Origin of the sequence: Pediococcus siamensis (assembly GCF_047220215.1) — a bacterium.
Taxonomy (GTDB): Bacteria; Bacillota; Bacilli; order Lactobacillales; family Lactobacillaceae; genus Pediococcus; species Pediococcus siamensis.
Map to the genome: position 1 here is coordinate 368,519 of NZ_CP178375.1, position 20,683 is coordinate 389,201.

Here is a 20,683-nt window from a genome sequence, read left to right on the forward strand (position 1 = left end):
TGTGAGTAAAGTACAACCAAAATATCAAGTGAAGTGGCTGACAATCGTGCTTGTTGTTTTAGTAGGGCTGGGGCTTTGTTGGGCCACCCAGCACAATGCGGAACTGTATCGAACGCCAGTCGGTAAGGTAGTCCAAGTTACTAATCATAAACGCGTCAAACAAACCGACAATTTCCATAATCATGATTTTTCCCAGAAACAAACGTTAAGCGTGCGGGTACTGAATGGGAAGTATCATCACCAAGTCCTAAAAGTCCAAAACTCTTTTTCCGCATCCAATGCCATGGATCAGCCCTATCATAAAGGCCAGCAGTTATTTTTGCATATTCAAAAGAAGAATGGTCATTTTCAAACTTCCATTACAGATTTGAAGCGTGACACGGTGGTTGTTTTTCTGAGTTTTCTTGCAGTTGCGCTCCTCTTGCTCACAATGAAGTTTAGCGGTCTAATGGCGCTTTTGAGCGTTTTATTAAATGGCGTGTTATTCTTTTTAGCCATTAAGTTAGATGTCTGGCTGCAAGGAACCAATGTGCTAGCGATTTTTGGAACATTGGCATTCGTTTTCTCTGGGCTAACGCTGTTGCTAGTCCTGGGAAAAACCAAGCAAATGCTAGTCACGTTTGGGGCCACTATTTTAGGCACACTGGGTGCGGTTGGATTGACTTTATTAGTTTTAAAATTGACGCACGAGCAAGGCCTGCATTTTGAAACCATGGCCTATGTTACGCAAAATCCGCAGCCGGTCTTTTTGGCAGAAACTATCATGGGCTCATTGGGTGCGGTTATGGATGAGTCGACCGATATTATTTCAAGTTTATTCGCCTTACACCGCGAAACGCCTGATATCACCCGCAAGCAGCTATTTATGTCTGGACGCGAAATTGGTAAGTCTATTATGGGACCGTTGATCAACGTGCTGTTTTTGATTTTCATGGCGGACACGTTTGCAATGATGGTACTTTACTTGCGAAACGGTGATGGTTGGGGATACGCCTTTACGATGAATATGTCTCTAGGGATGGTACAAAGTTTGGTGAGTGGAATCGGAATTGTGATGGCCATTCCTGCTGCGAGTTGGTTTGCAAGCGTCTTGTTGAAAAGGGGGGATCACAGATGAATACCATTTTGGCCCTCATTTTAATTTTGTTAGCTGCCATGCTGTTAGTTGGTGGCTGGCAAGGCTTGAAAGCTTTTTTGAGTTTAGTGATCAATTTTATACTGATATTTTTAACCGTTGTTTTAATTGGTCTAAATTTCCCAATTTTAGGCGTGACGCTTCTGAATGCTGTCATTATTTTGGCTGTAACCATTTATCTCGGGGATGATGATCCCCTAACTACAGAAACGGCATTTTATGGCTCGGTCCTCGTGATGGCCTTAGTGGTTTTACTTATCATTCCGGTGGAACACTGGGCAGTGGTTCAAGGGTTCGGAAACGAGAACACGGAAGATTTAGAAGGTCTGTCTTTACTTGTGGGCATCAAGTTTGTGGATGTCGCAATTGCAACCACTATTTTGAGTAGTTTGGGGGCGATTGCCGAGGCCGCAATTGCCATCTCAGCTGGTTTGGGTGAAATTTTAGCTCAAAACCCAGAGATCCCTGCCAAACGGCTATTTGCAGACGGGATCGCGGTCGGAAAACAAATTATTGGTACCACCTTTAATACGCTATTTTTTGGGTTTTTCGGCGGCTTTTTAGGCTTATTTATTTGGTTTGTTCGGTTAAATTATTCGTGGGGTGAATTTTTAAATAATAAAATTTTCGTTTCTGAACTAGTGATGATCCTAATTTCTTTTATTGGGGTTATTTTGACCATTCCCGTGACAACCTGGGTGATGCAACTTAAAGTACGTTATCAGCGAACTAGAAAAACACATTAAAAAAGAATCACGTTTAAAGAGCAGTGGCCAAGAAGCAAGATTTACCTGGCCTTTAATACTCATGAAACGTGATTTTTTTAGTCTTTTGAAGTTGTTTTTCGATAGGTTAATTGGGAAGCGGTTGTCAGACCGAATGGCAGGCAAATTCCGCAAATAACCAACATGATGAGCACACTTAAAGCTAATTGAATGAAGGATAATGCTTCGGTAAAACTGAGCGACAATAAGAGAATTAGACTGAATAAAGAGCCTAAAGTAAGTCTAGGATCGAAAGTGGTTAATGTTGTCTGTAAGCTTTTTGCCACTGCTGGGTTGACCTGAAGAACAAGCGGCGTCCCCATTAGGAACCCGATTGTCAAAAAGATGAGGGTCGCAAGCAGTGGCACGGGAACCAGTAAGGCCGATTTGAAAAGGATTTGTGACAACCAATTAGCTAAAATTAAGCCTACGGTTGCAGAAATGAACAGGCCAAAACTAACGTAAAGCGAAAATAGGGAGCGCGCTAAGATAAACAGATAGAGACCCACTATAAGTAGCATTATAGGTAGCAGCCATTTGATATCTTGACTAAATCGGTGTCGTTGCTTACTTACTTGGACGGTTTCACCATCAAATTGTGTCTGACTATGTGCCAAAGTGGTGGTACTTAAGGTGGCATCCGTCACAGACTGTAATTGGGAAAGAGTTGTTTGGGCCGCACGGGTTGCAGGCGCGGTATTTAAGACAATTACAAACGTGGTGGTCTTATTTTTTTGCTGATTAAATTGGCGCAGTGCCGACTTCATGGGGCCCGTTTTTAAATCATTGTCGGTCATATACAACGTGTTAACGACTCCTGATTTACTAAGGTCATCCAAGTAACGGCGATCGCTAGCAAGGTTTTGCTGTGCTGTTTGAACGTTTTTACTATCTTGGGTCAAGGCCGTCTTAGTTGCCTTTAATGCCGAATTTGCTGCTTTAAAGTCACTCAGGACAGCCTGTTGATCGGTTTCTACCTGGCTGATATTTTCGGCAATGACGTCATTATTCGAACTGATGACTTGAATATTCTCCCGTAAGACTTTAAGATCATGTACCAATTTTTTTTGGTGCATTGTGAGGGCAGCGGCAATGCGTTTTGTTGAACGGGAGGCACCCAGCAGTTGGGTTATGTCAGTTTCTTGCGCTTCAATCGTCTCGATGTCCGTTGTTAAAGCGGAGGCTTGTGAAGCAACTTGTGAGTTTTGTGTCTGGATTTTAGTTAAATTGCTGTCATTTTTTGAAAGCTGTTTTAAAGAAGCTGATAATTTGAGCTTGGACAGTTGCAAACGGGATTTCTTGAGCGATTTTTGCGTATTTGCTAAGTTCAAATTGGCAGCGCTAAGTTGACTGGCTTGCGTTTGCAATTGGTGATTGACGTATAACTGGGTTAACGCAGTGCCTCCGGGTTGGGTCAATGAGTACACGTTAGCAACTCGAGGAACAGCTTTTAACTTTTTCGTCAGTTGATCAATCACAGCTAAACGTTGTGCAGCAGTTAATGGTTTTTTAGCAGTTAATTTGAGTGTAATTGGTGCTGATTTACCGTTCGGGTAGTGACTGGCAATGGCCGCGTTACCGGTTTTGGCTTGGCTTGAAAAGGAAACATCAGCGTCAGTTGCCGAATTGAGGGTGGGCCGAACAAGCAATAGGCTGGCCCCCAACAAAAGGAAAAGGCACACAAGACCGATAGCGGCATGTCGGCGGCCTAAATGGGCAATGCTTTCCCAAAGGCGTCCATGGAAACGGGGTTGAAACCGGTTTTCAGGCCAAAAGAGAAGATCATCCAAAAAGGCGGTTAAGGCCGGCATTAAGGTGTAGAAAACTAGCCACGAGGACACAAGTGCGACGCCGAATCCCCAAAGTGAGCTTAGCAGCAAATTATGGGCAAGTAACCCCATAAAGCTAATCAAAATGACCGGCAGTAAACTTAAGCAGCTGATGAGCCATGTCTCACGATAAAACTGGGCCGCACGGCGCGCATAAGCACGTTGCTGACGGCCGAGAGCTTGGTAAAACAGCCCAATGGCAATTGGGAAAAGACCAAAACAAACAACGATAAGACCAGTGTTAGAATAGCTCGAATACGGGGTTTGCAAAAAGCGGGTGGCGAGTAAGATGCCCGAAAAGCTCACCAGATAACTAATTCCAGAAAGCAGCAGGGCAATCAACGGTGCCACAAATGAACGAAATATGCCGCCTAAGATCAGTGCTGACAAGATACAACTAATGATAATCGCGAGTTTGTTAGCGGCTTGGACCGATTGAGCACGTGCCACAGTAAGGACATCACTGCCGGTTATGTATGTTTTAACACCCGCTGTTTGGGCTAAGTTATATAGTTGCGGAATTAAAATATGAAATTGTGATTGTGATTTTTTAAAGTGCAGAATGCTCAGTTCAGTGGACTTATCCGCAGAATTTAACCGGTGTTTAGCATTCGTATCATTGCCGCTTTCTAAAGAACGGAATCCGAGAAATTTCTGGTTTGCGGCAAGTTTATTTTCATTAGTTTTGATAGCCTTTTGTTGTTTGGCTGTGAGGGGCCCATTGGGATTAGTATAGACAATGGTGGCCGTGGCCGCTTTCTTAGTTGGAAGTTGCTGACTGTACGTTGCATTCCAATTCAGCGTAGTGGGCAGCATTACAACCATTCCGATTAAAAGAATTAACCAAGTCGCTAAACTCGTCATTTGGAGGGTATTGTTTCTTTGCATAATAGATTTCATTCCTTAATTGTTGCCCGTATTTACTATTTTGAGTTTACCACATGTCTTGCCGAGCAAGCATTTGGTTTTTCAAGGCTAAAAAGTAAATACGCTTTTTTTAAACTACTTTTTGAAAAAATTATTTAAATTTAAAACTAGTAAGACGATGAGAATCAAGATAATGGTAATGAAAATTGTGAATTCCCAGCCCATGACAGAATGCTGAAACGGGATCAAAACATTTTGTCCGAAGAAGCCAAAAACGATGGAAGGAACGGCTAAGACAATTGAAAAGACCGTTAAAAACTTCATGGTGTTGTTGAGGTCGCTATCCAAAATATTAGAATTTGCGTTGGCCACGCGTTCAATAATGTCAGTTGCTAGCTGGGCCATTTCTTCCCCCTGTTGAGATTCGACAATGACATCTTCCAACTGTTCGTGTTGTGCTTTGGTCATTTTGATATCCGGACGCCGGCTCAAGCTGGTCAAAAGGGCGTTGTTTGTCTTCAAAGAGGTCAAATAATAAACCAGACTGGTTTCAAGGTGGAGCATGTCAGAAATGGAGCGGCGTGAAATGCGTTTAACCATTGATTTTTGAATTTGCTGCCGCTGACGATTAATGTTCGTCACGGCATCAAAATATTGAACGGATAGTTCATAAAGGGTGCGAAAAATAATGGTTAGCGGCGAAATTTTATTTTCTTGCCGTTGAGCAATCCCTAAGTATTTATCAAAGATGGTATTCATAAACTCAGTTGATGACCGGGTAAATGTTAAAACGTAATTATTTGCCAACATAATCCCAATTGGCTCCGTACTGCCGCTGTCCGTGATATCCTTAGAAAGAACATCAAAAATAATCAAAAAAATATTAGCATCATGGTCAGTTTCGATTCGCGCCCGTTCGTTTGGATCGGTGGCATAACCTAACATTTCTTCGGTAACGTTGTACTGATGAATAATGCTTTGAATCTCATTTTCAGTTGGATTATTAACCGTGATCCATGTGCTTTGTGAATTAATTTTTTTTTCAGATATCATTAGGGTTGCCTCACTGGAAAAATATAAAAACTTGCTTAAGCTAAGTTTAATCCAATGCCGGCGTCACGTCTATGTACGAAAGTTAAAGCATGTCATTTAAAATTGTTTCAAACAATGACAAACAGCGCATCGCGGTTAAGAAATTTGGTGATGTTGGTTTTTGACTCATCAGAGGCAGCAAAAAAGGAATCGGGCGCGTTAACGCGATTCCTGATTTGGATGAGCAATATATGCGAATAAAAATGAGAGATAAAAGGAACCTACGCCGTTTTGGTGTGATTGTGGTATGATTTTAGCACAGAAGGGAGCACCGCTTAATGCAACTAATTTCAAAATTATACGGACCGTTTTTTGATCCTCATAACTGGGAAACGGTGGTCACATCTAGTAGCGATTGGATGATCATTCTCTCGCTAGTCATGATTGAATGCCTGCTTTCGGTTGATAACGCTGTGGTTTTAGCCACCCAAACACAAGTACTAACTAATTTAAAAGATCGGGAAAAATCATTGTTTTATGGTCTCTGGGGAGCTTATGTCTTCCGCTTTCTGGTCATTGGGATTGGGACTTACTTAATTCATATTTGGGAAATTAAAATTATTGGCGCACTATATCTGCTGTATATGGTTTATCGCTATTTTGCGCCCAAAAAGAAAGGTGCAAGCCAGAAAATAACCTCCCCGAAAGTTAAAAAAGAACGACATTTGTCGTTATTTTGGTCAGTCGTATTACAGATTGAAATGATGGATATTATTTTTTCGGTTGATTCTGTTTTGGCTTCATTAGCAATCTCTTCTAATCCGGTGATTGTCCTCATTGGCGGAATGATTGGGATTCTTTGCATGCGTGGAATTGCCGAAATTATTATGAATGTCATGCGCAAGATTCCTGAACTGGAAACGATGGCCTATGTCTTAATTGCGATTATTGGAATTAAATTATTTGTATCCATTCCGCTTATTGGTTGGGAAGTTCCTTCAGGAATATTTGCCTTAATTGTGGTATTAGCAGTTTTGATCACCTTAGCGATTCATTTTTATCGCGTGAACAGACAGACACACTAGCGTCCAGTTGAGGAAATCAGGATAGCTGTTGATGTCGTGGCAAACCTGTCTATGCTATAATTCACACATAAAGGAACAAAACGGAGGGAAAATAATGGCTGTAACCATTACAAGCTATAATATTGAAAAAGAAACGGCAAAAGGGCTGACTCTGGTCGATTTTTGGGCGCCATGGTGTGGACCGTGCAAACGATTAGAGCCCATCCTTGATCAACTTGAGCCCACCTATGAAGGACAGATTAAATTTGGCAAGTTAAATGTGGACCACCAACAAGAGATTGCTGAGAAGTACAAAATTATGAGTATTCCGGCGTTAGTTTTATTTCGGGATGGTAAGGCGGTTGAAAAAGTGACGGGCGTCTACCCGAAAGATAAATTAGCAAAGTACTTAGATTCCAAATTGGAAACTAGGTGAAAAGATGAAAATTGCAATTGTAGTGGATAGTTCCGCCAATGTGCCAGCAAACTTGGTGCACCAATATCATTTGTTTGTTATTCACCAACCGATTTTATTTGGAAACCACCTTTATCGTGAAGGTGTTGATCTGTCTGCGGCAGAATTTTATGAGCGGTTGCGCACCGATAAGACGGTGCCGACCGCCTCGCAGGTTGCGATGACAGAAATGCAGCAGACGTTTACCGAATTGGCCGCCGCCGGGTATGAAGCCGCCATCTGTTTTGGCGTTTCGAGTGGTCTGAGCGGCTTCATTACCAATCTAAAGGCGTTTGCGCCATCTGTGAAGAATCTAGATGTCTATGCAGTGGACTCTAAGTTAGCATGCGCGGCGGAAGGGAACCTGGCGCTTTTGGCGGCTAGCTTGGTGAACCGCCATTATTCAGTGCACGCAATTTTGCAGCAAGTCATGAAATTACAGGAAGCCACTCAGTTCTTATTAATTGTGTATAACATGCGTGCGCTGTCTAAAACAGGACGAATCATGAGCCGCTCGCCGTTAATTGGGGCAATTTTGGGGACCCGGACACTATTAACTTTTAATTCTGCTGGGCGTCTGGAATTAGTTACGAATGCGCATCATATGGATAATGCGTTTCGTAAAGCTAAGTTACGCATGGATCGTGATTTGTCTCAGAGTAAAGGCAGCCAGCGAATTAGTGTGCTTGATGCAAATAATGCGGAACTAAATAAGCAGTGGCGCAGTGAGCTTGGCAGTCGTTACCAGAATGCCACAATAGAAATGGGCGAAATCGGTCCGTTTATGGGCGTTCATACCGGTGAAAAATCAATGGGGTTGGTCTGGGCACCAGATTGGCGAACCTTTGTTGCTGATGAGGTGCAAGCCCCAACAAGTGAAAAATAGCGCTGCAGATATTGGGAAGCGAATTTGTGCTAAGATAGAGTAGTTGAATTTATAAATTGGGAGATAGAAACATGATCACATTAAAATCAGAACGAGAGATTAAGGGTATGCAAAAGTCGGGTGCTGTATTAGCAGGCATGCATATCGGGTTACGTGATATCATTAAACCCGGAATTTCAAGTTGGGATATCGAAAAGTTTGCTTTACGTTATTTAGCTGAACACAACGCTAAACCGGAGGAAAAGGGCTTCGAAGGGTATGAATATGCAACGTGTGTCAGTGTCAATGATGAAGTCTGCCATGGCTTTCCGCGTAAAGACCTGCTGATTAAAGAAGGCGATCTGGTTAAAGTGGATACAGTGGTCAGTGTCGACGGTTATATGTCTGATTCTTGCTGGGCATATGCAGTTGGAAACGTTAGTGATGAAGTTAAGAATTTAATGGCAGTGACTAAAAAAGCCTTGTATCTAGGCATTGATCAGGCGGTTCCGGGCAATCGTATTGGTGATATTGGGCATGCAATGCAGCATTATATTGAAGACGAACATGGATACGGTGATGTCCGTGAATTCGTTGGTCACGGAATTCAGCCGACAATGCACGAAGATCCGATGGTACCAGGCTATGGTGATGCTGGGCGTGGGTTACGCCTCAAGGCTGGCATGACGATCACCATCGAACCCATGGTAAATGTGGGCGACTGGCGTTGTGATACTTCTGCGCCAGATGGTTGGACAGTTACCACGATGGATGGTAGTTTAAGTTGTCAGTATGAGCATACTTTAGTTGTCACAAATGAGGGCCCCAAAATTTTAACTTCGCAAGATCCCGAGTTTGATGCTAAATATTTGTTGACGCCGGATTTTGATGCAAAAATTTTAAAATAATAAGAAATTCTAGTTGGCCGAAGTCGGTGCCAACTTTTTTTGTAACAAATTTGTGAAAACTGCTTTGCTCGTAGAAGTTGGTTGTGAAAACTGCTTTGCTTGTAGAAGTTGGTTATGAAAGCTGGTTCTACGTGCCCCCGAATTGGCAGACTTAACTATCAGTACTTCTTTGAATGGGATGGTATTGTGTAGAATTTGGTGCTTGTCGGAAGGAATCCTTGGACAAATAGTTAAATTCCGGTATGATAGTACGCGTGTGGAGATCAGAAATTAAAAATCATAAAATTGGTGGCAAATATGAATAAAAGAAATCTAAAGGCAAAACGACTGGTAATTAAGATTGGGACCAGTTCGCTACTTTATCAAAACACTAATCGGTTAAATTTACGCGCAATTGAGCGTTTGGCTTTTGTTCTTAGTGATTTAAAGAATCAGGGGAAAGAAGTAGTCTTGGTGTCGTCAGGTGCCATTGGCGTTGGTATGGGACGGCTCGGGTTATCTGTTCGACCCGAGACTATTCCTGAGCAACAGGCAGTGGCTTCGGTTGGGCAAGGTGAACTTCTAGGCATTTATGAACGTGAATTTCAGCACTATGGAAAATCAGTTGCTCAGATGTTATTAACACGCGATGTGCTGGTTTATCCCCAAAGTAAGAAGAACGTCTCGAATGCATTTCAGGAACTATTAAAAATGAATGTCATTCCAATTGTGAACGAAAATGATGCGGTATCAGTTGACGAGTTGGACCACAAAACGAAATTTGGGGATAATGACCAGCTATCGGCTATTGTGGCAAATTTGATTGATGCCGATTTACTGATTATGTTATCTGATATTGATGGTTTTTATTCAAACAATCCGCTGGCTGACCCTAATGCAGAAATGTATCATACGGTAACGAAAATTGATGCCAACATTATTCAAGCAGCGGGGGGCCGTGGCACTCAGTTTGGCACCGGTGGGATGATTACCAAACTCAAAGCGGCAAAACGCATTCTGAATAATCATCAAACAATGGTGCTGGCTAATGGCAAAAATCCACGCATTATTTATAACATTCTGGCGGGAGAACCGGTTGGGACACTATTTACACCAAAAGAAATGAGCACGAAAGAAGGCCTTGCATAAATGACATTAACAGAAATGGGTAAACAGGCACAGGTCGCAGAAAAACAACTTTCACAGCTGACAACACTTAAAAAAAACCAAGTTTTGCGGACTATGGCGGCTTCTATTCGGAAACAGACAGCTGAAATTTTAGCGGCTAATGCGGTTGATATGAAAGATGCTGAAAAAAATGGTGTTAAGAAAGTCATGTTGGACCGGTTAAAGTTAGACGAAAGTCGCGTCGAGAACATGGCAAGCGGATTGGAACATGTCGCTGAACTACCGGATCCAATTGGCGAAGTTGTGAAAGGCTGGACCACCGAAGCGGGTTTAGCGATCTCACAAGTCAGAGTGCCACTCGGCGTCATTGGGATGATTTATGAAGCGCGACCGAACGTGACGGTAGATGCGGCCGGTTTAACATTCAAAGCCGGAAATGCGGTCATTTTAAGGGGTGGCAAGGAGGCCATTCATTCTAATCAGGTGTTAGTAAACGCCTTAAGAGCGGCCTTACAAGCTGAAAATGTTGCGATTGACAGCGTCCAGCTTATTACGGATACTTCCCATGAAACGGCAACCGCCTTAATGCAACTAACGACCTATTTGGATGTGTTGATTCCACGGGGTAGTGCCCAGTTTATTCAAATGGTTGTCCAAAAAGCCACGGTGCCTGTTATTGAAACGGGCGCGGGAAACTGTCACGTGTACGTTGATGCAGGTGCTGATCTGCAAATGGCAACGGATATTATTGTGAATGCTAAAACACAGCGGCCTTCAGTATGCAATGCCATGGAGAAACTGGTGGTAAATGAAGCTGTGGCCGAAAAATTACTGCCGATGGTTGCGAAGGCCTTAAAGCCATACAATGTCGACTTACGTGGCGACCGGCAAGCACAGGCTATTTTGCCAACCATCACGCTGGCAAGTGCAGCGGATTGGGGTACAGAATATAATGATTACATTATGGCGATCAAGGTAGTGGCGAATCTTGATGAAGCGATTGCCCATATTAACCGCTATAATACCAAGCACAGTGAAGCCATCATTACCAACGATTACGCCCATAGTGAGCAATTTACCAAAGAAGTGGATGCAGCTGTTGTTTATGTGAATGCTTCGACTCGGTTCACAGATGGCTATGAATTTGGGTTCGGAGCAGAAATCGGCATTAGTACTCAAAAATTGCATGCAAGGGGACCAATGGGATTAAACGAAATCACTTCAACTAAATATGTGGTGCGTGGTAATGGTCAGGTAAGAAAATAAGTAAATTTCGGATAGTTTTAACGTGTTTTAGAAAATTTTTTTCCTTAGTCGCAAGGCGGGGAAAAGTGGTACCTTAACTTTGCATATCCGATGGCAGCTATGTATCTAACATGCTAAAACGCTAAGTTGCTATGGCAAACAGGTAAGCCGAATGATTTGTTCTTTGAATCGTTCGGCTTTCTTAGTGAGACAAGTAGTTCATGTTTTCCCAGTTTTGACCGTTAAGTTTCGCAGGCAAGAACAGGATGGAAATTTTTCTGTTCGCGTACTTAGCTCTTTTAGGGCAAAACAAATGAATGCTTTCTTAAGATGTGGGTGTAGACTATCTTTAGATAAGCACAGAGGGAAAAGCAATTTAATGCGCTGCGCATAGTTTTTTTACTGGCGACTATTCAGATTTGGAGACAAAAAAGACTGAGAATTTTTCTCAGTCTCATGCTTAGCACTTTTTGCAATGGGTGATTGAAAGGTGTTGATTAAATGATTCGGCCTTTAAAGGGGATCTGACTTGGACTAATAATTACTAATCTCAATCAGGTTGCTATCGGGGTCGCGCACATAAACGGAAGTTAAGTTACCGTGTGCGCCAGTTTTTTGTACCGGTCCTTCAATAATAGTCACATAGTAGCTTTTGAGGTGATTAATGACAGCTGGCATCTTATCCTTAACCACGATGCATAAATCAGCTGAACCCGGAGTGGGCGCTGCGGCAACCGGTTGATGCGGGTGATCGGCAAGTTGAAAGTTAATTTTTTGTTTGCCGCATAGCACGGCTTTTCGATCACCATCAAAAGTTAAGATGGGCATGTCGAAAACCTCGTGGTAAAAGCGCAAACTTTTTTCGATGTTACTTACCGTCAGAACAATATGGTCAATTTCACGTACATTCATAGTTAAATGACTTCCTTAAATTTAGAATCAGATTTTTATGCTTAAATCTTCACTAGTATAGCATATTCTTTAAGGAGATCGCTGTAGTTGACGGTATTCAACCCTTTGTGATACGGTTGTTATTAGTCGTTTTAGGAACGAACGGAAAGTGAGAATTATGAGTATATTAGCAGTAGAAAACTTATCCCACGGATTTGCGGATAAAAGATTGTATGAGGACGCTAGTTTTGATCTGAATAAACAGGACCACATGGGGATTGTGGGACAAAATGGGGCAGGGAAAAGTACCTTGATCAAGATCCTCACCGGAACCATTTTACCAGATCAAGGAAGCGTAAAGTGGCAAAATAAGGTGACTTATGGGTATTTGGACCAATATGCCGATATTCCGGCAGGTGATACCCTGTATCAATTTTTAACGACCGCCTATGCTCATTTATTTGAGTTGAAAGCGCGTATGGATCAGTATTACGCAGACTATGCAGAAAACCTAGATGATCAGTTGCTGGAGAAGGCGGGTCGAATTCAAGAAACACTGGAAGCTAATAACTTTTATGAAATCGATACGGAAATTGCGCGGGTAATGTCCGGTCTGGGTCTCGATGATATTGGTAGAGATCATATTGTCAGTGAAATGAGTGGTGGGCAGTGTTCTAAAATTATTTTAGCTAAGTTGCTTCTGCAAAGTCCCGACGTGTTGTTGTTGGATGAACCGACGAACTATTTGGATACGGCTCATATTAACTGGCTGGAAGATTATTTAAACAACTTTACGGGCGCCTTTATTGTAATCTCACATGATTATGACTTTTTACAGGCCATTACAAACTGTATTTGTGATGTGGCGTTTGGAAAAATTACAAAATATCGTGGGAATTTCAAATCTGCAATGCGGCAAAAAGATGCCCGCAAAGAGGCACAACTAAAGGCCTTTGAAAAACAACAGGTTGTGATCGAAAAGGCGGAGAAGTTTATTCGTAAAAATAAAGCGGGTTCGCATTCAACGATGGCAAAGTCACGTGAAAAAATGTTATCGCATATGGAACGCATTGACCCACCAAGTGAAAACTTACGGGCCCACTTTGATTTTCCATACCTAGAAACGGGTTCGCAAAATGCCGTAGCCGTGAAAAAGTTGGCGGTTGGTTATGGCAAACGGCAATTACTGGAACCCGTGACGTTTAGCTTAACAGCTGGCGAAAAAATTGCGTTTTCAGGATTTAACGGGGCGGGAAAGTCAACCTTAATTAAATCGATTTTGGGAAAAATCCCGGCACTGAATGGTAGTACTGTATTTTCTCCTTCTGCGAAAGTGAATTACTTTAGTCAGGAGTTGGTGTGGGACAATCCGGAGTTAACGCCCTTACAAACAATTCAAGAACAGTATCCGACGATGTTGCCCAAAACCATTCGAACGAAGTTGGCAAAATGTGGCATTAATGCAGCGGATACACAAAAACCGATGCATATTCTCAGTGGTGGCGAACAAACGAAAGTTAAGCTTTGTTTATTGGAATTGGTGGAGTCTAATTTCTTGGTTATGGATGAACCTACGAACCATCTTGATGATGAAACCAAGGCGGCATTGAGTGAAGCGTTGCAGCGGTTTAAAGGTAATTTGATTGTGGTCAGCCATGAAGATGGCTTTTATACTGGCTGGATTGACAAAGAACTAAACGTAGAAAAACTACGGATTGATAAATAACTCAAATTAGGAGTTTCAAGTGCATCACCAACTTGAAGCTCCTTTTTTGGTTCTAGGGGACTGGAAAAATTCCGATTGAAAAAGCGTAAGAAACTGGCTATTGACCAATTTTCTTACGCTTTTTATGACTTTTTAATTAGTTATGAAACTGTCCGCTTTCAACATCCCGCAGATAATCCGCAAGGTGTTTGAAGTAAACTGGCGCATTATCAATCATATGATGATGACCACCATTAGGCGTTGTGACTAAGCGGGCATTGGGGATTTCTTGTGCCATACGTTGGGCAGATTTTAGCGGCATGGTTTCATGCTCGCCAAAAGTCAGTAACGTTGGTACCGTAATTTTGTGAATCTGATCCCGAATATCCCAGTCCTTTAGTTTGCCGGTGACAACAAATTCATTGTCACCTTGGAAGGCATTATAAACAGGAACGGCCATTGTATCAACTAAATGAGAAATTGCCGGTGGCTGTTTACGATCCACATAGCCCTCGTTCAAAACTTCCACTAACTCTTGATAACGTGCATTGTGCCAGTCACCATTCTTTTCACAATCCCGCATGAATTGAGCGTCGGCCGGTGCTAAGGCCTCATCTCGAATGGCATCTTGATGTTCCAAGTACTCATCGATGTTATCAACCATGCTTGAAATGATGGCGCCCTTAAGGTGTTCACCATATTTCAAAGCATACAGCATGGTTAAAGCACCACCCCATGATTGGCCAATGAGATAGAAATGATCAATTCCTAGCTTTTGGCGAACTTCTTCAACTTCATCTAAAAAGTAGTCATAGGTAAGATATTTGTCGGCAATTTTGGGGTCAGCATAATCAGGCTGGTCAGAGTACCAGGAGCCTAATTGATCATAGTAATGAACCTGTACATCCAAACCTTGTTTTTTCAGTTCATCATGAAAATTTTCCCAGTATTCGTGATTTCCACCAGGACCACCATGTAAGGCGAGCAAATGAATCTTACTGTCTTCGCCATCAGTATGTGTCCATAAATGATACCCATTATCTAATGTGATAATTTTTGTTCCTTGTTTCACCAGATCACCCTATTTCGTTTTAGTTAATCCTTATTCTAGCAAAAGTTCGCCAACTACTCAATGTTCTGATCCTGATTCGGCAAGCGTTTACGCATACGTTTTCGCCAAAAACCGCCTTTAATGAATTTGGGTTCATAAGAAATGATAAAAGCGTCCGGATTATTAGCTTCGATAAAATTATACAGATGCTGTTCGCGTTTACGCGGTGTGAGGATTTCAAATTCTAAGCGCGCGCCTTCCCGGCCTTGCGCATTTTTAACGGTGACCCCGTAACCTTCGGAGCGAATTGTTTCGGCAAATCCTTTGCTTTCCGGCGTTTTAGGAAGAATGACATTGACGTCCAGGAGACCTAAGCGTAACTTGTCCTCTAGCCACGTCCCAAAATAAATACCGGTCGCATAACCTAACGCATAGGCGGCAATATTGCTAATATTATTGAGTTTGCTGAGAACTAAGCTTAAGCCGACAACGTAGGTCACAATTTCAGCAATGGACAGCAATGAGGCCCAGAATTTATAACCCTTCATTTCCAAGAGGGTGCGAATGGTATTCATGGTAATGTAAGCGAAACTGAGTGTGAAGATAAGTGCAATTAAGCCAAAGTTCATTGTGATGCAAACCTTCTTTCCTGATTAAATTTTCGTCAGTGCGCTGAGCAAACTGAGATGCTGGCGATAAAAAATACTTTATGCGCCTTATGTTTTAAACGTGATCTGGTAGCCTTCCTAATTTTTGATCCAAGCGGTTCGAAATAAATAAAGGCCCGCCAACTCTGTTAACCTTGCGGTATAATTTAATTTTGTATTAGCAAAGTATAGCAGAGAAAACTTAGTACCGGCAAGCAGTTCAATTCGTTTAAATAAAAGCGATTTAAAAAAAGGCAAGGGGATGTTGAGAATTAAACTCGATGTTAAGCTTATTCAACAAAATTTAGATCAAGCGCATATTTCTGCTCAATTTCACTATTACGAACAACTTGACTCCACTAACTTGCAAGCCAAACGGACCGCACAACAGGCAGTTCCTTTAACGCAAGCACATGTATTTGTAGCTAATCAACAAACAAATGGGTACGGGCGTTTAAATCGTGATTTTTACTCGCCGCAAGATACCGGGCTGTATATTAGTTTTTTAATTCCAATGAAAACAGGCATTCAATTTCACCCGGGATTATTGACAACCATGACGGCTGTTGCCAGTTTGGAAACTATTGAAGCCTACTTTCCAGTAAAACTACAAATCAAATGGGTTAATGATCTGATTTTAGACCAGCACAAAGTCGGTGGCATCCTTGCAGAAGCAGTAACGGATCCTGTGTCTAATCAATTGAAAGCTATTGTGATTGGCATTGGCGTTAATTTAGCGACGAAAATTTTTCCAAAAGAACTTGAAGACATCGCAATTTCCTTAAGTGATCAATCCCATGAGCCGCCTCAAACTGAATTTGTAAGTGCCTTTATACAACATTTTTTTGAACGCCTAAAAACGTATTCCACCGGCGATTTTATGCCCGTTTATCGAAAACGTTCATCTGTGATTGGTCACCATGTCGAAGTCCAATACCAAAATCAGACCGTGACCGGGCAGGTGCTCGATGTGAATGATGAAGGGGCGCTGGTGTTAAGGACCGCTAAAACAATCTTACAAGTCACGAGCGGTGAAATTATTCGCGTGCGCACAGTTTAAAAAGAGAAGCGGCTGACGAGTGGGGCTCACCGCTTAGAAACGGGATTTCGATCTCAATCGCAATCATCATGGCAAATAAAAACTGGGACAAATTGAGCTTTGTCCCAGTTTTAGTGTTATTTAAGGGGTCTACACTTTCTGGTATTGGTGAATAACTGATACCAGTTTTTATTTTGAAAAAAAAAAGGACATTTGCCCTCTTTGTGTTACGATTTAATCGCCTAATAAAATCGAAAAGAGGAAAAACAAATGTCCCTAACTAATTCTATCCTAAGCCTATTCGAAATAACAGACCCTAATTTAACTGTAACTGAGATTACTAAGGAACATTATCCCAATGGGCAACACGTTCATGTCGTTCACGCTATCCTTTCCTATCAACTTTTAAAATGTCCTCATTGTGGCCATAAATCTCTAATCAAAAATGGAACTCACATTGGCCATCTAAGATTGGGAACCTTATCAGGTGGACGTTATGAGATGCAGCTAAAACGACAAAGATATCAATGTAAACGGTGTTTAAAAACCTGTGGTGCTCAAACTAACCTCGTTAAACGTAATGAAACTTTTACGCATAATGTGAAACATCAAGTAATTGTTCTGGCTCGGGATATGCTGACCAGTAAAGAAATCGCTAAGATTTGTGGGATTTCACCAAGTAGTGTTCAACGCATTTTAAATGCGAATATTCACTTAGCTTATCGTGTTAAAACACTCCCCCAAAATCTTTGTTTTGATGAATTCCGTTCCTGTAATCATCTAATGTCCTTTAACTGTTGCGATGCCGTTAGTCATCGCCGCATTGTGATTCTTAAGGATCGCCTTAGTAAGGATATCATTGATTACTTTGAAGCTCGCTATTCAGTTCAAGAACGTATGAAAGTTCAAACAATCACCGTTGATATGAATGCTGAGTATGCTGGCTTTATTCATCGGTTATTTCCTAAGGCAATAACCATCATTGACCGTTTCCACATTATTCAACTTGCCGGTCGGGCACTGGATAACGAACGTACACGTGTGATCCATACTTTTCAAGATAAGCATTCCCGAGTTTATCGCATTCTAAAATCTCAATGGCGTTTGTTCCATTTGGCAGAAGAAAAGGTCAATGATACTAAACTTATCTATTTACACGGTATCAACGAATACATGACCCAACAGAACGCCATTGACCTAGCCTTAGATGAATTTCCAGAATTTAAAACTGTGTATCAAACCTATCAAGGAATTCTAACAGCCATTCAACAAAAAGATGCGGTTGGATTTAAAACCTTGATTGCCAACTACAAGGCGGCTGGCAACCAAATGGATATTACTATCTCAACTTTAATAAAGAATGGTCCTGCTGTTCTCAATAGTTGTCGTTATCCGTATTCCAACGGTCCTATTGAAGGACTAAATCGTAAAATTAAGGTGTTAAAGCGTAGCTGTTTTGGTTTTCAAAATATTCATAACTTTTTCATTCGTATCAGTTTAATTTATGCGTAAACAAAAAAAGCACATTCACCGAAGTGAACATGCTTTTCAAAAATCTCCACCAATACAATTTGACAGAGACCCTATTTAAGTGGCAGACTCAGCTGACACTGATTGATTTGGAGAGAATATTGTAATTCCTGATTTCCGCGAATCGTGGTCCCAAAGTCCGTAGCATATACCACTAAGCCAAGTTGGTGACCCTTGAGTAAATGATAAAAAGTGGGTTGTAATTCCAGCGTCAGGTCATAAAAATCATTAGGCTTGAGTTCATCAACTTGATAGTTATTGTGCCGGTTTTGCAGATTGATGTGGCCGTTGGTAATCATCTTCCACGGCGTACTTTCTTTTTGACGGGTAAATTCACGCAAATTGTCACGGCGCCAATCATAGGTCCCGCTTAGTGACTTCGCAGCCAAAACTGTAGGACTGACCGTCAGCCGTTGGGCATCGCCATAATCTACGAGCTGAAAACTTAACATGCCAAACGGTTCGTTAACAGCAACCCGGATTTTAAGTTGGACCCGGCCGTCAATATAGATATCTTGGTCGTACTGACTGGTTTTGAAAATCAAACGATTATCGCGCAATCGGTTCTCGCCGGTGGTGTCATGGTTGGTAGTCAGCAGGTCTCGTTGCCAAACCGCAAGATGCTTTTTATAAAAATCAAAGGTTTCATCGTCCAAATGATCACTAAATGAGGCAGCGGCAGAGCGAACCGGAACGGATTCAGGCACTAACTCTTTGGCCTCAAAGTTAAAGGTTTGCCGTTTAGCTTGTGGCGATTGCCAATCCTCATAAGTGCGCCAGGTTTCTGGTTCGACATTATCCTGGATTAAGACGTCAGGGAGAAGCTCTTTGGCGTGGTTTTCAATACCAAAGAGTTCGTGACTAAACCAAAGGTTCATCATGTCTGTGAAATCTAACGAGCGAAAAGCATTTACATAAATATGTTGTCCCTGATGTAAAATCAGTTTTTTAGTGACCGGCACATCTCGTAAAGCATTCCATAGATTACCCACATTGCGAGGCTTTACGTTCCAGTCATTCAAACCATGAACCATGATCATGTCAGCTTTAATTTTAGAGACATTATTTAAGTAGTTGCGTTCATCCCAATAACGACTGTAATTACCAGTTTCCCGGTCTTGATCTTTGGTCATGACAGCTAAAACTTGGTTAAAGAAATCTTTAATCTTCAAGTAATCGCCAGGATTTTGCATCCGACTAAAGACTTCGGTAGCCAGTACATCCATGTCTTCGCCTTGGAACGTATCGGGCGCAGCAACCAAGCCCCCGTCGCGGTAGTAATCATACCAGCTTGAAATCGCAGCTTCAGACACAACGGTTTTTAAGCCGGCAACCCCAGTAGTGGCGGCAGCAGTCGCTAAGGTACCTAAATAAGAGCGGCCGGTCATAGCAATTTTGCCATTTGACCACCAGGCTTTGATGGCAATGTTATCGGTTTTGTTGGTGAATGCAGTTCGATTACCTGCCAGCCACTCAATCACGGCAATGGTTGATGCCGTTTCAGCAACGCCGCCCGTATCACGAATGCCATCAGAGTCTTTGGTGCCAATTCCAGCTGCATAGACGACGGCAAAGCCCCGGGTTAAAAAGTAATCGTTTAACGTGTACGGCGACTCCATGGCAAAGGTTTCGTCGGCTTCTTTTTGTTCGCCTTTAATCACCCGCTTTTTAGGAAGCTCAGGAGTTGGCTCGTGGTAGCGAATCTCTTCATAAGAAACGTTACGGGGCTCTTTTGCTTTCAAAGGCACATCAACGTTATGCATCATCTTACTGCCGGCTTCGTCGTTAATCCCTTGGTTGTAGGGACTTGCTGTATACAAAACAGGTGCTTGATAGCCCGTTTCAGTCTGTTTTGGACGTAAAATTTCGACTTTTAACAGGTCACGTTGACTATCCTTATCAGTATCTAACGGCGCTTCTACGTAGACTACATCACGTATCAGCTGGTGAGGATCAAACACAGCCTGCGCTTTTCCATTAAAGAAGAGGGGGGCAGTTGTTTGGGCATAGAAAGGCATAAAGTAACCGTCCTGTGCCAATTTGTCTAAGTAAGTCTGGCCGTTTTTGGTATGCGTGCACAGTAACAGGTACCACGCATGGAGCAGGTCTGCTTTGGTTTGAATGGGTTCCGACACAAAAGTAAGTTGGATTTTCTTGAGGGCAGCTAACGGGTCATTTAAATCAAAGTCGCTATCCACATCAAACTCAAGGAGTTGCAGGGCAACCCGGTAGAAGATTTCGTTGGTGAGTGCTTCGTTGCGCTCAAAAAAGTCGCCTAAAGCTAGCTGGGGAGTTGCTAAATAATTGTTTAATTTTTGATAGAGAACCGTTTGGTTTTTGGCTTGTAAAAATGTTTTATCTAGCAAAACCTGCCAGACAGCCACGGGGTCGGTGAGCTTATCAACGGTCTGGTCAATAAAGTGGATGGCGCGTAATTCTTTTTGCTCGGTCGCCTTATCCACAGTTTCAATGGCAAATTGATTGTTTTTCATAGTAAATCTAAACCTCCGGAAAAGTTGTATGGCACCAATTATACGCCAACTCAGGAAA

17 protein-coding genes are annotated in these 20,683 nt (G+C 42.2%); 11 read left to right on the plus strand and 6 right to left on the minus strand.

The features are described 5' to 3' along the window. Position 1 precedes the first annotated feature (1 nt). A complete protein-coding gene (locus ACLJJ6_RS01785; RefSeq protein ID WP_412989756.1) occupies positions 2–1,117 on the plus strand; it encodes a YibE/F family protein in 1,116 nt (371 codons plus the stop codon). After that, on the plus strand, positions 1,114–1,881 hold the full coding sequence (locus tag ACLJJ6_RS01790) for a YibE/F family protein (RefSeq protein ID WP_412989757.1): 768 nt from the start codon (positions 1,114–1,116) through the stop codon (positions 1,879–1,881). The genes ACLJJ6_RS01785 and ACLJJ6_RS01790 overlap by 4 nt, the downstream gene beginning before the upstream one ends. A gap of 77 nt (positions 1,882–1,958) precedes the next feature. On the opposite strand, the gene ACLJJ6_RS01795 is transcribed toward ACLJJ6_RS01790, so the two are convergent. Both ACLJJ6_RS01795 and ACLJJ6_RS01800 read right to left on the minus strand, forming a co-directional pair. Continuing rightward, positions 1,959–4,616 carry an MMPL family transporter gene (locus tag ACLJJ6_RS01795; protein ID WP_412989758.1) on the minus strand — a complete coding sequence of 886 codons (2,658 nt, stop codon included), beginning with the start codon at positions 4,614–4,616 and terminating at the stop codon, positions 1,959–1,961. A 114-nt stretch (positions 4,617–4,730) separates the two neighbouring features. Continuing rightward, positions 4,731–5,648 carry a magnesium transporter CorA family protein gene (locus tag ACLJJ6_RS01800; RefSeq protein ID WP_412989759.1) on the minus strand — a complete coding sequence of 306 codons (918 nt, stop codon included), beginning with the start codon at positions 5,646–5,648 and terminating at the stop codon, positions 4,731–4,733. A 317-nt stretch (positions 5,649–5,965) separates the two neighbouring features. Between ACLJJ6_RS01800 and ACLJJ6_RS01805 the strand changes: the two genes are divergently transcribed. The 6 genes from ACLJJ6_RS01805 (at position 5,966) to ACLJJ6_RS01830 (ending at position 11,291) form a co-directional block, all read left to right on the plus strand. Next, positions 5,966–6,712 carry a TerC family protein gene (locus tag ACLJJ6_RS01805; protein WP_412989760.1) on the plus strand — a complete coding sequence of 249 codons (747 nt, stop codon included), beginning with the start codon at positions 5,966–5,968 and terminating at the stop codon, positions 6,710–6,712. A gap of 94 nt (positions 6,713–6,806) precedes the next feature. Further along, positions 6,807–7,127, plus strand: a complete 321-nt coding sequence (gene trxA / locus ACLJJ6_RS01810; RefSeq protein ID WP_412989761.1) for a thioredoxin — start codon at positions 6,807–6,809, stop codon at positions 7,125–7,127. 4 nt (positions 7,128–7,131) lie between these two features. Next, complete coding sequence (locus ACLJJ6_RS01815) at positions 7,132–8,031, plus strand: DegV family protein (RefSeq protein ID WP_412989762.1); 900 nt, start codon at positions 7,132–7,134, stop codon at positions 8,029–8,031. Between the two features lie 71 nt (positions 8,032–8,102). After that, positions 8,103–8,918, plus strand: a complete 816-nt coding sequence (gene map, locus ACLJJ6_RS01820) for a type I methionyl aminopeptidase (protein WP_412989763.1) — start codon at positions 8,103–8,105, stop codon at positions 8,916–8,918. 297 nt (positions 8,919–9,215) lie between these two features. Further along, a complete protein-coding gene (gene proB, locus ACLJJ6_RS01825) occupies positions 9,216–10,046 on the plus strand; it encodes a glutamate 5-kinase (protein ID WP_412989764.1) in 831 nt (276 codons plus the stop codon). Then, complete coding sequence (locus tag ACLJJ6_RS01830; protein ID WP_412989765.1) at positions 10,047–11,291, plus strand: glutamate-5-semialdehyde dehydrogenase; 1,245 nt, start codon at positions 10,047–10,049, stop codon at positions 11,289–11,291. A gap of 513 nt (positions 11,292–11,804) precedes the next feature. On the opposite strand, the gene ACLJJ6_RS01835 is transcribed toward ACLJJ6_RS01830, so the two are convergent. Next, positions 11,805–12,182, minus strand: a complete 378-nt coding sequence (locus ACLJJ6_RS01835) for a VOC family protein (protein WP_412989766.1) — start codon at positions 12,180–12,182, stop codon at positions 11,805–11,807. Between the two features lie 157 nt (positions 12,183–12,339). Between ACLJJ6_RS01835 and ACLJJ6_RS01840 the strand changes: the two genes are divergently transcribed. Further along, positions 12,340–13,887, plus strand: coding sequence for an ABC-F family ATP-binding cassette domain-containing protein (locus ACLJJ6_RS01840; protein WP_412989767.1), 1,548 nt, complete (start codon positions 12,340–12,342; stop codon positions 13,885–13,887). 136 nt (positions 13,888–14,023) lie between these two features. Here ACLJJ6_RS01840 and ACLJJ6_RS01845 read toward each other — a convergent pair whose 3' ends face one another. Both ACLJJ6_RS01845 and ACLJJ6_RS01850 read right to left on the minus strand, forming a co-directional pair. Next, on the minus strand, positions 14,024–14,938 hold the full coding sequence (locus ACLJJ6_RS01845; protein WP_412989768.1) for a proline-specific peptidase family protein: 915 nt from the start codon (positions 14,936–14,938) through the stop codon (positions 14,024–14,026). Between the two features lie 53 nt (positions 14,939–14,991). Next, on the minus strand, positions 14,992–15,546 hold the full coding sequence (locus tag ACLJJ6_RS01850; RefSeq protein WP_412989769.1) for a DUF2179 domain-containing protein: 555 nt from the start codon (positions 15,544–15,546) through the stop codon (positions 14,992–14,994). Between the two features lie 280 nt (positions 15,547–15,826). Here ACLJJ6_RS01850 and ACLJJ6_RS01855 point away from each other — a divergent pair, with 280 nt between their 5' ends. Next, on the plus strand, positions 15,827–16,624 hold the full coding sequence (locus tag ACLJJ6_RS01855) for a biotin--[acetyl-CoA-carboxylase] ligase (RefSeq protein WP_412989770.1): 798 nt from the start codon (positions 15,827–15,829) through the stop codon (positions 16,622–16,624). A gap of 249 nt (positions 16,625–16,873) precedes the next feature. Next, positions 16,874–18,115 (plus strand): ISL3 family transposase, encoded by a 1,242-nt coding sequence (locus ACLJJ6_RS01860; protein WP_412988180.1) that lies wholly within the window; start codon positions 16,874–16,876, stop codon positions 18,113–18,115. 71 nt (positions 18,116–18,186) lie between these two features. Here ACLJJ6_RS01860 and ACLJJ6_RS01865 read toward each other — a convergent pair whose 3' ends face one another. Continuing rightward, the gene (locus ACLJJ6_RS01865; protein WP_412989771.1) at positions 18,187–20,625 is read right to left on the minus strand and encodes a Xaa-Pro dipeptidyl-peptidase; all 2,439 of its coding nucleotides are present in this window, start codon (positions 20,623–20,625) and stop codon (positions 18,187–18,189) included. Between the last annotated feature and the right edge of the window lie 58 nt (positions 20,626–20,683).